Annotated in this window: 7 protein-coding genes; 3 read left to right on the top strand and 4 right to left on the bottom strand. The window is 73.1% G+C overall.

Annotated elements, in window-relative coordinates:
* Positions 1-16 precede the first annotated feature (16 nt).
* Complete coding sequence (locus IE273_RS11175; protein WP_189814970.1) at positions 17-1,588, top strand: APC family permease; 1,572 nt, start codon at positions 17-19, stop codon at positions 1,586-1,588.
* A gap of 32 nt (positions 1,589-1,620) precedes the next feature.
* On the top strand, positions 1,621-3,171 hold the full coding sequence (locus IE273_RS11170; protein WP_189814969.1) for a GMC family oxidoreductase: 1,551 nt from the start codon (positions 1,621-1,623) through the stop codon (positions 3,169-3,171).
* A 24-nt stretch (positions 3,172-3,195) separates the two neighbouring features.
* Here the strand turns inward: IE273_RS11170 and IE273_RS11165 are convergent, their stop codons facing one another.
* The 4 genes from IE273_RS11165 to IE273_RS11150 all read right to left on the bottom strand — a co-directional run bounded on the left by IE273_RS11165 (position 3,196) and on the right by IE273_RS11150 (position 11,177).
* Complete coding sequence (locus IE273_RS11165) at positions 3,196-7,827, bottom strand: hypothetical protein (RefSeq protein ID WP_189814968.1); 4,632 nt, start codon at positions 7,825-7,827, stop codon at positions 3,196-3,198.
* Positions 7,828-7,899: 72 nt separating this feature from the next.
* Entirely contained in the window at positions 7,900-8,778 is an 879-nt protein-coding gene (locus tag IE273_RS11160) for a hypothetical protein (RefSeq protein ID WP_014671449.1), read from the bottom strand.
* 40 nt (positions 8,779-8,818) lie between these two features.
* On the bottom strand, positions 8,819-10,348 hold the full coding sequence (locus IE273_RS11155; protein WP_189814967.1) for a hypothetical protein: 1,530 nt from the start codon (positions 10,346-10,348) through the stop codon (positions 8,819-8,821).
* 127 nt (positions 10,349-10,475) lie between these two features.
* The gene (locus IE273_RS11150) at positions 10,476-11,177 is read right to left on the bottom strand and encodes a GntR family transcriptional regulator (RefSeq protein ID WP_189814966.1); all 702 of its coding nucleotides are present in this window, start codon (positions 11,175-11,177) and stop codon (positions 10,476-10,478) included.
* 127 nt (positions 11,178-11,304) lie between these two features.
* Between IE273_RS11150 and IE273_RS11145 the strand changes: the two genes are divergently transcribed.
* Positions 11,305-12,630 carry an MFS transporter gene (locus tag IE273_RS11145; protein WP_189814965.1) on the top strand — a complete coding sequence of 442 codons (1,326 nt, stop codon included), beginning with the start codon at positions 11,305-11,307 and terminating at the stop codon, positions 12,628-12,630.
* Position 12,631 lies beyond the last annotated feature (1 nt).

Here is a 12,631-nt window from a genome sequence, read left to right as displayed (position 1 = left end):
CCAGAGGAGGCCGCTCATGACGACCACCGAGCAATCGCCAGGCCCGCACCACCACGACGACGCCGAACTCGCCGAGTTCGGCTACAAGCCCGAACTCAGGCGCACCCTCGGCCACTTCCACACCTTCGCCGCCGGCATCAGCTACATCTCCATCCTGACCGGCACCTTCCAGCTGTTCTACTTCGGCTACGGCAGCGGCGGCCCCGCCTACTGGTGGTCGTGGCCGATGGTGTTCGTCGGCCAGTTCACGGTGGCCCTGTGCTTCGCCGAACTGGCCGCCCGCTACCCGGTGGCCGGCTCGGTCTACAACTGGTCGAAGAAGATCGGCAATCCGCATCTCGGCTGGCTCGCCGGGTGGATGATGTTGATCGCGTCCATCGTGTCCATCTCGGCGGTCGCGCTGGCCTATCAGCTGACGCTGCCGCAGATCTCCTCCGTCTTCCAGTTCGTCGGGGACGGCACCGGCACGTACGACGTGGCGACCAACGCGGTCGTGCTCGCGGCCGTGTTGATCCTGTTCACCACGCTGGTCAACGCGTTCGGCGTCAAGCTGATGGCCACGATCAACACGGCGGGCGTCTTCATCGAGTTGATCGCGACGGTTGTATTGATCATCCTCTTCGCCGTCCACATCACCCGTGGTCCTCACGTCGTCATGCAGACGAACCACACGGGAGCCGGTTACTCAACGGGTTACCTCGGCGCCTTCCTGGTGGCCTCGCTGGCGTCCGCGTACGTCATGTACGGCTTCGACACCGCCTCCTCCCTCGGCGAGGAGTGCCTGGACCCGTCCCGGAACGCTCCGCGCGCGATCATCCGCGCGATCGTCGCCTCGTTCGTCCTGGGCGGGCTGGTGCTGCTGCTGGCGCTCATGAGCGTCTCCAGCCTCAAGGGCGACAAGCTCTCCACCGACGGCCTGCAATACGTCGTGCTGGACGTGCTCGGCCCGACAGCGGGCAAGGCGATGCTGTGGTGCGTGCTGATCGCGGTCACGGTGTGCGCACTGGCCGTGCACACGGCGGCGATCCGGCTGGCGTTCGCGATGGCCCGCGACAACAACCTGCCCGCGTCCTCGCTGATGGCGCGGGTCAGCCCCCGTTTCCAGACCCCGGTCCTGCCGGCCGTGATCATCGGCGTGCTGGCGCTGGCGATCCTCGTGGTCAACATCCGCCAGCCGCAGATCTTCACGGTCGTCACCAGCATCGGCATCATCATGATCTACCTCGCCTACCTGGGCGTCACCGGGCCGATGCTGGTGGCCCGGCTGCGCGGCACATGGCGGCCCGCGGACGAGGGCAGGTTCTCGCTCGGCCGCTGGGGACTGCCCGTCAACATCGTCGCGGTGGTCTGGGGCGTGGCGATGACGGTCAACCTGATCTGGCCGCGCGCCGCCGTCTACAACGCGTCCGCGCCGTACCACTGGTACCTGCGCTGGGGCGCGGTCCTCTTCGTCGCGGTCATCGCGGGCGGCGGATTCGCCTACTACTGGTTCGTCCAGCGGCACCGCACCGGTGTCCTCGCCGAGCACCGTCTGGACGCCGCGGCAACCGCCCCGCCCCCTCCCCTCGCCGCCCCCGCGGCCGAGTGATCCCGCCCGATTCCGGCTGACCAGGAGGTCACATGAGCATCGATGAGTTCGACTACGTCGTGGTCGGTGGCGGCACCGCGGGCAACGTCGTGGCCGCCCGGCTCTCCGAGGACCCCTCGGTGACGGTGTGCGTGCTGGAGGCGGGCCCCAGCGACGTCGGCGACGACGACGTCCTCAGGCTGGAGCGCTGGATGGGACTGCTGGAGTCCGGTTACGACTGGGACTACCCGGTCGAGCCGCAGGCCAGCGGCAACAGTTTCATGCGGCACGCGCGCGCGAAGGTGCTGGGCGGCTGTTCGTCGCACAACTCCTGCATCGCCTTCTGGGCGCCCGCGGAGGACCTGGACGACTGGACGGCCCAGGGCTGTACGGGCTGGAGCGCGGCCGACCTGTTCCCGCTGTACCGGCGGCTGGAGAACAACGACGCGCCCGGCGACCACCACGGCCGCACCGGCCCCGTGAAGCTGCGCACGCTGAAGGGCGGGGACCCGTGCGGCGCGGCCCTGCTGGAGGCATGTGCGCAGGCCGGTATACCGACGGTCCCGTTCAACACCGGCAAAACGGTGGTGCGCGGGGCCAACTGGTTCCAGATCAACTCCGACGAGAACAACATCCGCCAGTCCTCGTCGGTCGCGTACCTCCACCCCGTCCTCGGCAAACGTCCGAACCTGGACGTCCGGACCGGGGTGCGGGCCAAGAAGCTGGTGCTGGAGGGGCGGCGGTGCGTGGGGGCCGAGTACCTGGACCCCGATCTGGTGCACACGCGCACGGTACGGGCCCGGCGCGAGGTGATCGTCTCCTGCGGCTCGATCGACTCCCCCAAGCTGCTGATGCTGTCCGGCATCGGCCCGGCCGGGCATCTGCGCGAGGTCGGCGTCGAGGTCGTGGTGGACGCCCCGGGCGTCGGCGAGAACCTCCAGGACCACCCCGAGGGGGTGATCATGTGGGAGGCGGAGCAGCCGATGACCACCACGTCCAGCCAGTGGTGGGAGGCGGGCGTCTTCTACGACACCGAGCCCGGCCTGGACCGGCCCGATCTGATGTTCCACTACGGGTCGGTGCCGTTCGACATGAACACCGCGCGCTGGGGCTACCCGACGTCGGAGAACGCGTTCTGCCTCACCCCCAACGTGACGAAGGCGAAGTCGCGGGGCACGGTACGGCTGCGGACGCGGGACTACCGGGACAAGCCGAAGGTGGATCCGCGCTACTTCACGCACGAGCACGACGTACGGGTGATGACGTACGGCCTGAGGCTGGCCCGCCGTATCGCCGCGCAGCCGGCGCTGAGCGGCTGGGCGGGCGCCGAGCTGGCGCCGGGACCGGACGTCCGCACGGACGACGAGTTGCTGGACTACGTCCACAAGACGCACAACACCGTCTACCACCCGTCCTGCACCGTGAAGATGGGCGCCGACGACGACCCCTCGGCCCCGCTGGACGCGCGGTTGCGGGTCAAGGGGGTCGAGGGGCTGCGGGTCGCCGACGGCTCGGTGATGCCCGACCTGATCGCCGTCAACCCGTGCATCACGACGATGATGATCGGCGAGAAGTGTGCCGACCTGATCAAGGCGGATGCTTGATCAACGGACCGGTCAACCCATGGATCAGGCCGGCTTCTTGTACATCCTCGTCGCCGTGATCTCGCTGTGCACCGCCTCCCCGGCCTGGGGCTGCTGGGGCAACCCGGGCCGGAGGTGTTCCTCCACGCTGATGTACTTCAGGCCGGCCCGGAGGTCGGCGTCGTTGCGCAGGCGGATGACCAGGGGGAACTCGGCGAGGGCGGTGGTGTCGAACAGACCGGTGGTGTAGAGCAGCTGGACGCCCAGCGCGTCGGACACCGCTCGCTGGAGTTCGAGCAGGTAGGTCGCGTTGGCCCGGCCGATCGGGTTGTCCAGGAACAGCGTGCCGGCGTGCCGGTGCTTGTCCCTGCCCCGGTCGTTCGAGCGCAGCGCGGCCATCGTGCAGTACAGGGCGATGGCCGCCGTGAGGAGCTGGCCGCCGGAGAAGACGTCCCCCATCTGCCCGACGGGGACGCGTTCGGCGCGCAGCACGGCGTCGGGCTTGAGGATCTCGACGGCCACGCCCTTCGGCTGGAGCGCCGCCGCGACGCCGCGCAGCAGCAGGGACATGCCGTCACGGCGCAGGTCGGAGTTCTTCCTGACGGCCGCACGCGTGGCCTCGTCGATGACCTCGCCGAGCCGTTCGGTGAGCGTGGCGTGGTCGGGTTCCTCGAAGCGGATGCGCAGGAACTCCTGGCCGGACCACTCGCCGAGCCCCTCCGGCAGCCGGGAGAGGCGCTGGGCGGAGCGCAGGGTGGCGAGCGCCGACTCCACGAGACCGCGCAGCCGGTCCACGATCGAGTCGCGGTTGCGCTCCAGCTGGGCCAGCTCGTCGGTCAGGACGCGCAGCCGGGGCGCGAAGGCGTCCGCCCACTTCTGGGCGTGTTCGGGCAGCGCGGAGGCGGGCAGTTCGCGGATCTGCTGCCGGGCGGGGGTGCGGACCTGCTCGTAGCGCGTGGAGTTGGCGTGCCGGACGAGGACGTCGCTCGCCTCGCGCACGGCCGCCTCGGCGGCGGACAGGTCGGCGGCACAGCCCCGCAGCGAACGGCGGGCCTCGGCGGCGGAGTGCCGGGCCTCCTCCAGGGTGCCCGGGTACGGCTCCGGCTCCTCCTGCTCCTCCTCCGGGGCGTGTTCGCGCAGCAGGTCGCGGAGCATGGCGGCGATCTCGTCGAAGCCGCCGGCCGCGTCCTCGGCGGCGCGGTGGGCGTCCAGCAGCTCCGCGTGCGCCTCGCGGGCCTCGGCCAGCGCCTCGGCGCGCGCGGCGAGTTCGGCCGTGGCGGTGCGCAGCAGCGCCTGGGCGTGCTCGGCGTCGCGCGGGACGAGTTCCTCGGGCAGCTTCGTGTGCGCCCCGCCGTCCTCGGGCGCGTGCCGCTCGGCCTCGCCGCGCAGCCGGCCGAGCTGCTCGCTCGCGGTCGACATCCGGGTCTCCAGGAGCTGCACCAGCTCCTCCGCGCGTGCGGCGGCGGCCTGCCGGGAGGGCCCGTCGGCACCGTCGGGCGACTGGAGCAGTTGCTCGGCGCGGGTGCGGACCTTGTTGCTGAGCCGGTCCAGTTCGGCGCGGGCGGCGCTCTCGTCGCTCTCCGCGCGGGCCTGCTCGGCGCGCAGGTCGGCACCGACGCCGACCTTCTCGTACACCTGGGAGGCGGCCCGGTAGGCCTCGCGGAGGGCGGGCAGGGACGCCCTCGGGGCGTCCTCGTCGTCGACGGGTACGTCGTCGGGGGCGCCGGCGATCTCGGCGCGCTCGGCGCGCAGGGCGCGCGCGGTGCGGCGGGCGTCGTCGGCGGCGCGCTGGGCGGCGCGCCGGTCCTCGTCGGCGGCGCGGGCGCGGTCCAGGCAGGTCTGGGCGCGGGCCTCGGACTCGGCGGCCTCGTCGGCGAGTTCACGGAGCCTCACCTGCCAGCCGGCGCGTTCGCGGAGCCGGAAGGCGAGGCCGGCCAGGGCGTCGGCGGCGCGCCGGGCCTTCTGCGCGGCCTCCTGCCGTTCGTCGCGGATCCGGGCGGCCTCGGCGGCGGACTCGTCGGCCTCCGCCCGTACCGTGCGTGCCTCGGCGAGTTCGGCCTCGGTCTCCTCGGCGAAGGCGCGGGCCTGCTCGGCGGCCCGGGCCAGCTCGGTGAGGTGCCCGGCGGGGCAGCCGGTGCGCCAGGAGGCGAGCCGCGCGGCCAGTTCGCGGTCCTTGCCGAGGCGGGCGGCGAGGACGCGGATCTCCTCGTCGCGTGCGGTGGCCCGGCCGCGCAGTGCCTGGCGTTCCTCGTCGGCGGCGTGCTCGTCGTGCATGGCCGGGTTCGGCGGCACGAGGAACACGTCACCAGGGGTGCTGCCCTGGGCGGGGGGCGGGGCGAGCAACGCGGCGGCGGTGCCGACGGCGACGGCGGAGCGGGGCAGCAGGGCGGCGTCACCGAGGGCCTCACGGGCACGCGCGTGCGTGTCCGGGTCGGTGATGATCACACCGTCGACCAGTTCCGGGCGGGCGGCGAGGACGCGCGCGTGGTCGGCGGGGTCGACGGCCTGTGCCAGGTAGCGCCAGCCGGGCAGTGCGGGGATGCCGTGTTCGCCGAGGAACTCGACGGTGGCCAGCACGTCCGGGCCGGGCGGCAGCAGCCCGCCGTCACCGAGGGCGCCGAGGATGCGGGCGTCGTCGGCGGCGGCCGTACGCAGGTCGAACAGGTGCCGTTCGGCGGTGGACACGGCGTCGTCGAGGAGTTCGCGCAACTCGTCGGCGACGCGGTCGAGTTCCTCGGGGGTGAGAGCGCCGTGGGCGGTCTCGCCGGCCGGTGCGCGCGTGGTGCCGGCTTCTTCCGTCCGGGGCGCGGGCACCCGTGCCACGCCCGGCGCGCCCGGCAGGCTCAGCAGTTCCGCGAGCCGTTCCTCGACGGCCAGCGACTCCGCGAGGCGCCGCTCGGCCTCGTGGGCGCGCTCGGCGGCGGTCGCCGCGTCCGCCGCGCGGGCCGCCGTCAGCTCCGCGCGGGATTCGGCGGAGGCCGCTTCGCGCGCGTGCTCGGTGGCCTTGCGGGCGGTCTCGCGGGCCGCGTCCCAGGCGGCCACGGCGGTCTTCTCGGCGTCGCTGGCGGCGAGCGCGGCGCGCGCCGGGTCGGCGTCCGGGGCGCTGTCGTCCAGCCAGCCCGCGCGGACGGCCTCGGCGGTCTCCTGCTCGACCTCGGCGAGCCGCTGGCGCAGGTGCCCGGCCTCGCTGCGGGCCCGCTGCGCCTCGGTGGCGGCGGCGGTGGAGTCCCGGTAGGCGGAGTCGCTGACCTCCTGAAGGGACGCGGAGCGCTCCTCCTCCTCGTTGGCGAGGGCCTCGGCGCTGCCTGCGGCGGTGTGCAGGGCCCGTACGAGGTCCACGGCGGCCTTGGCGCGGGCGGCCAGCGCGGGGGCCGCGTCCCGTTCGGCCTCCTGGATGGCGGCGGACACGCGCGCGACACGGTCGGCGGCGGCCCGGTGGCGCAGTACGGCCTCGGCGGCCTGCCAGGCGGAGTGCAGGGTGCGGGCGTCGGCGAGTTCGCGCTTCTGCGCGGCGGCGGACTTCTCGGCGGCGGCCAGCGCCAGGGAGGCGTGCCGGTAGGCGAGTTCGGCGGCGATGAGGGCGCTGCGTTCGCGGGCGCCCTCGGAATGCGTGACGGCGTACGCGGCGGCCGTCACCCGCTGGGCGAGGTCGGCGGCCCGGATCCGCTCCCGCACGGCTCGCGCCGACAGCCGCCGGGCCAGCGTGCGGGTGCGGCGCTCGGCGCCCGCGTGGACGTCACGCGCGCGTGAACGCGCCTCGGCGGCTTCCACGATCCGGCCGAGCAGGTCGACCGAGCCCGCGGTGAAGTCCCGTTCGGCGATCAGCTCGGCACGCCGGCCGAGCTTGTTGCCGAAGCCGCTGACGAGGTCGGCGAGGCCGTCGGTGTCCCGGGTGTCGGTGACCGCGCGCAGCAGCAGGTCGGTGAAGTCGGAGTCCTTCTTGACCGCGAAGAGGCCGGCCGCCTCGCCCTCGTCGGCGTTCATCTCGCGCTGGTAGCGGAAGAGTTCGGGGTCGAGTCCGAGGTCGCCGAGGTGTTCGGTCCAGCGCTCGTGGATCTCCTCCCAGTGCACCTCCAGGTGCGGGTAGACCTTGCCGGCCTCCATGAGGGCGTCGCGGAAGCCCTTCATGGTGCGGCGGCGGCCGTGCGCGCCCGAGGCGCCCTCGACGGGCGGCCGTACGGCGGTGGACTCGGCCACGGGCAGGTTGTCCAGGCTGAGGCCGGGGCCGGGCCGGAAGGAGTACCAGGCCTCGGCGAACTTGCGCGGGTCGTTGGAGACCTGCCGGCCGCGCCACTCGCTGACCTTGCCGACGACCACGCACTCGCCGGTCAGCACGTGCTGCCACTCCAGGGCCACGTGGCCGCAGTCGTCGGCGAGCAGGAACTTGCGCAGCACGCCGGAGCTGGCGCCGCCGAGGGTGTTGCGGTGGCCCGGCAGCATCACCGAGAAGATCAGCTTGAGCAGGACGGACTTGCCGCCGCCGTTCTCCAGGAACAGCACGCCGGCGGGCGCGGGCCGGCGCGGCGGACCGGACGGCTCCTCCTCGAAGAACTCCACCTGCGTGGGCGCCGGGTCGGGCACGGGCTCCCCGACACCCCGCAGGTCCAGCACGGTGTCGGCGTAGCGCGCACCGGCGGGACCGATGGAGTAGAGGCGGACCCGGGACAGCTCGTACATGGCGGACTCTCGTAAGTCTGGTGAAAGGTGCGGTGGTTCGGGAGGGTCTGGAGCTGCGGGAGCTTCAGCGCGTCAGGAGTGGAACGGCAGTCCGGCGTCGGCCACCAGGTCCAGGTCGTCGATGTCCTGGGCGGGCAGCAGGGTGGCCGTGCCGTCGGTGACCGGGACGATGCCCAGCTCCACCAGTTCGGCCAGGGCGGCGCTGCCGGCCAGGTCGCGGACCTGGAGCTGGTAGCGGGCCGTGGTGCGGTACGTGCCGCCGTTGTCGTCGCCGGTGCGCTGGAGGAAGCCCGAGTCGGTGAGGAAGGCCATGGCCTTCGCCACGATGCCGGTGGTGGAGGCGGCCGGCCGGCGGGCGTCCTTGGTGGCGCCCGTGGCGCTGCGTCTGGCCCAGATCCGCCAGGCCGCCTCCAGGCCGGGCGCGTCGGTCGCCGGGTCGGTGTTCTCGCCCTGCTCCTCGGCGCGCTCCTCCAGTCGGCGGCAGGCCTGCCGGACGAAGGCGTCGACGCCGTTGACGGTGACCCGGCCGATGTAGGAGTCGTCGGCCAGGTCCTCGGGGCGCGGGAACGCCAGCGCGGCGACCGCGAGATGGGCCAGCCCGTGCAGGAAGCGGTCGCCGGAGTCGGCGGCGGTGCGACGCGCGTAGTCGCCCATGCGGACGGCGAACACCGAGTCCTCGGCGGCGGTCACGGCCATGCCCGCGCGCGGGGACACCTCCAGCACGACGAGCCCCAGACCGGCGGCGACGGCGTCGGCGAGCCGGGCGAACGCCGGGTCCTCGCGGTAGCGGCGCAGCAGTTCGGTGTACTCCTGGTCGCGTGCGGGCGCCAGCTTGGGCTGGAGTCCGAAGGCGACGAGCCGCGCCGCGTCGGCGGCGTCGGCGGGGGTGACGGCGGAGCCCGCCGGGGCGGCGGCAGGCTCGGGTTCACTCCGGTCGACGTGCTCGGTCACGGGTTCGGCTCCTTGTCGTGCTCTTGTCCACTCATGCCGCTCATGCTGCTTCCGTCCGGTCCGCGGCCATCCCCGCCGCGTCGAGCAGGGCGGTCCCCACGATCAGGTCCGCCCCGCCGAACTCGGGATCGTCCAGTTCGGTCCCGTCGTCCACGGCGAACAGCAGCTTCTCCTCGCCCTGCCGGTAGGCGGTGCCGACGGGCGGGCTGGCCGCGTGGACCGCCAGCAGCGCCACCAGGTAGGCGAGGTCGGGGTCCCCGGTCCGCCGGGCCTCGGCCAGCAGCCCGGACAGTCGTCTCGGGGCGTCCGCCGGCAGATCCAGCAGGTCCCTCGCCGCGGCCAGCTGTTCCTCGCTGAAGCGGCTGTCGTCCGGTGTGGCGATCAGATCGGGCTCGGGCATCTCCGCGCCCAGGTGCTCCCGCTCCACGGGCGGGGTCAGCAGTATGTCCACGAGGTCCCCGACCCGGACGGACACCGGCGTGCGCAGTCCCGTGCCGTGCGCGAAGAAGGCGTCGGTGACCCGGATCGCCTGCTCCAGGGGCAGCGGCAGGACGGGCGCGAGGAGATGGCCGTACAGGTCCGTCCCGGACGTCGTCGCCGGTGTGGCGAAGGCCTGCCGGTCCTGTTCGGCGCGGAACAGCGGGCCCGCCTCCAGCAGGCGCGACTGGAGCTGGGTGTGGCGCCGGATGCAGTCCTTGACGATGTCGACGAGTTCGGCGGCGCGGCGCTTGTGCTCGGGGTCCTCGGTCTCGTCGCGGGCCTTGCGGATGTTGGTGAGGATCGCGTTCTCGTGGCGGTAGCGCTCGGCCACGTGGTCCAGGGCCTCGGCGATCATGTCGGGGACGGCGCCCAGCCAGTCGACCGCGCGGACGTTGCGCCGGGTGGCCTCCAGGGCCCGACGCAGCGTCTCGGAGTACTGGACCGTGCGGTAGCGGGCCTGCTCGGCGGCGAGCTGGGCGTCGGCGAGCCGGCCGCGGCTGATCAGCACCTCCAGCTTGACCTCGGCGGCGATCTGGGCGCTGGTGACGTCGGTGTCGAGGGCGCCGACCAGGACGTTGACCGCCTCGTCCGTCGTCCGCAGGTAGACCGTGCCGCCGGGGCCGGGGACCTCCTCGATCAGCTTGAAGTCGTAGTCACGGCGGACGTACGTGCCGTCCGCGGCGAAGGTGCCGTAGACCGCGCGGAAGCCGCGGTCCGCGCTGCCGACGTTGATCAGGTTCTCCAGGACCCAGCGGGCCACGCGCTCGTGTTCGGCGGCGGGCCGGCCCGGGGCCTGGGCGGCGATGCGCGGGATGAGCCGGGCCACGATCTGCTCGTGGTCGGCGCCGGTGTCGAAGTCCATGTTCAGCGTGACCAGGTCGATGGCGGCCAGCGCCACCTCGGCCATCCCGTACACCGAGTACTCGCCGGCCAGGTTGGCCTTGCGCGCGTCCAGGTCGTGCAGCGGAGCGGTGCAGGCGAGCGCGCGCAGCCGACGCGCCAGCCCCTCGTCGGCGGCCGGGCCCGGAGCCGGGCGCGGCCCCGCGCTGAGCTGGGGCGGAACACGGTCCGTCGATGCAGGCGAAGTCACGGTGCACAGACTAGGTCCTGGGTCTGACATCGACCCAAACGAGCGGTCCCGCCGGTCCGGCCGGCACCGCTGCGGGTCGTCTCCGGGCGCGGACCGCCCGGGGCCGGTCGCGCGGTTCCCCGTGCCCTTACGGGGCGCCTTCCTCGCCCACCCTGCGCCGGTACACCTCCACCACCCGTTCCAGCGAGTCCGCCAGATAGGTCTCCAGGAGCCGTTCGGCGCCGTGCCGGTCGCCGCCCTGGAGCGCCTGGAGGATCTGGGCGTTGCGGGCGAGGTACGGCTCGTGCAGCCGGCGCGGGTCGTCCACGACGTGGAAGGCCAGGCGCAGCTCGGCGAAGACGCTGCGCATCAGCTCGTCGGTGCGTTCGCTGCCGGCGAGGGCGACCAGTTCCCGGTGGAAGTGGATGTTGGCCGTACCCAGCCCCTTCCAGTCATTCTCCGCGGACGCCGCGCGCCCCTCCTCGACCGCCGAGATCAGCCCGTCCAGCCGGTACGGCGGTTCGCCCAGTCCGCGGACGACGGCGCACTCGACGAGGGAGCGCGTGCGGTAGATGTCCTCCACGTCCTCGACGGTCAGGACCCGGACGAACACGCCCCGGTTGAGTTCGTGGATCAGCAGGCGCTCGTGGGTGAGCAGCCGGAACGCCTCGCGCAGGGTGTTGCGGGAGACGCCGAGCGCCCCGCCGATGCTGTCCTCGGACAGCCGGGTGCCGGGCGGGAAGTAGCCCTCGGAGATGCGGCTTCTGAGGATGTCCGAAACGCGCTCCGCGGTGCTCGTGCGCCCCAGGAGGACCCGGTCGCCGGCCAGTCCCGTCAGCTCCTCTGCCATGCCCGGAATTCAATCGCAGACACCAGGACGAAACAACACGGGTATTGAAGGATCGTTGAACGATCCTCTACGGTGCTCCGCACGGCTCACTTCCCAGCACCCTCCGTCCCTCGTCTGCGAGGTGCCCATGAGCACGACCCCACCACCCCGGTCCGCGCCCTCCACCGACGTCCGCGCGGCACCGGCCGAACACGGCGCCGAGGACGGCGCGTTCGCCTGGCTGCGCGCCCTCGGCCCGCGCGGCCGGCGCGCGTTCGCCGGTGCTTTCGGCGGATATGCCCTGGATTCGTACGACTACTTCACCCTGCCGCTGAGCATGGTGGCGCTCTCGGCGTACTTCGGCCTCAGCAGCGGCCAGACCGGCCTGTTCACCACCGTCACCTTGGTGGTCTCGGCGGTCGGCGGCGCCGCCGCCGGCGTGATCGCGGACCGGGTGGGCCGTGTCCGGGCCCTGATGATCACGGTGGTCACCTACGCCGTCTTCACCGTCGCCTGCGGCTTCGCGCCCACCTACGAGACCCTGCTGGTCTTCCGCGCCCTCCAGGGCCTCGGCTTCGGCGGCGAGTGGGCGGTCGGCGCGATCCTGGTCGCCGAGTACGCGAGCGCGCGCCACCGGGGCCGTACGCTCGGCGCGATCCAGAGCTCCTGGGCGGTCGGCTGGGGACTGGCTGCGGTCGTCTACACGCTGGTGTTCTCCTTCGCCGGCGACGACCTCGCCTGGCGGGTGATGTTCTGGACCGGCGCGCTGCCGGCGCTGCTCGTGGTCTGGCTGCGCCGCTCGGTGCACGACGCCCCCACGGCGACGGCGGCCCGTGAACAGGACCCGCGCCGGGGCTCGTTCGCCGCGATCTTCCGGCCGGCCGGCCGGGACGGCGCCCCCGGCCTGCTGCGCACCACGGTCTTCGCGAGCCTCCTGTCCACGGGCGTGCAGGGCGGCTACTACACGCTGGCGACCTGGGTGCCGACGTACCTGAAGTCCGACCGCGGTCTGTCGGTCGTCGGCACCGGCGGCTATCTGGCCTTCCTGATCTCCGGCGCCTTCCTCGGCTACCTGACCGGCGGCCACCTCACCGACCGGCTCGGCCGGCGGAACAACATCTGGCTGTTCGCGCTGCTGTCGGCGGTGTGCATCCTGGCGTACACGAACATCCCGCACGGCGCCAACACCCTGCTGCTGGTGCTCGGTTTCCCGCTCGGCTTCTGCATGTCGGCCATCTTCAGCGGCTTCGGCTCCTACTTGAGCGAGCTGTACCCGACGGCGGTACGCGGCACCGGGCAGGGCTTCACGTACAACACGGGCCGCGCGGTGGGCGCGGTGTTCCCGACGCTGGTGGGCTTCCTGGCGGACAGCTGGGGCGTCGGCGGGGCGCTGGTCTTCGGCGCGATCGGCTACGGCCTCGCGGCGCTGGCGCTGCTCGGGCTGCCGGAGACGCGCGGGAAGGAGCTGGCGTGAC

Source organism: Streptomyces olivaceoviridis (assembly GCF_014650115.1).
Taxonomy (GTDB): Bacteria; Actinomycetota; Actinomycetes; order Streptomycetales; family Streptomycetaceae; genus Streptomyces; species Streptomyces olivaceoviridis.
The sequence above is the reverse complement of the archived record's forward strand: the minus strand, read 5'-3'. Positions and strand labels throughout refer to the sequence as shown.

Excerpts from the sequence above, each read along its gene's own strand:
- IE273_RS11175 (WP_189814970.1), top strand. The coding sequence starts at position 17 with ATGACGACCACCGAGCAATCGCCAGGCCCGCACCACCACGACGACGCC.
- IE273_RS11150 (WP_189814966.1), bottom strand. The coding sequence starts at position 11,177 with ATGGCAGAGGAGCTGACGGGACTGGCCGGCGACCGGGTCCTCCTGGGG.
- IE273_RS11165 (WP_189814968.1), bottom strand. The coding sequence starts at position 7,827 with ATGTACGAGCTGTCCCGGGTCCGCCTCTACTCCATCGGTCCCGCCGGT.
- IE273_RS11170 (WP_189814969.1), top strand. The coding sequence starts at position 1,621 with ATGAGCATCGATGAGTTCGACTACGTCGTGGTCGGTGGCGGCACCGCG.
- IE273_RS11145 (WP_189814965.1), top strand. The coding sequence starts at position 11,305 with ATGAGCACGACCCCACCACCCCGGTCCGCGCCCTCCACCGACGTCCGC.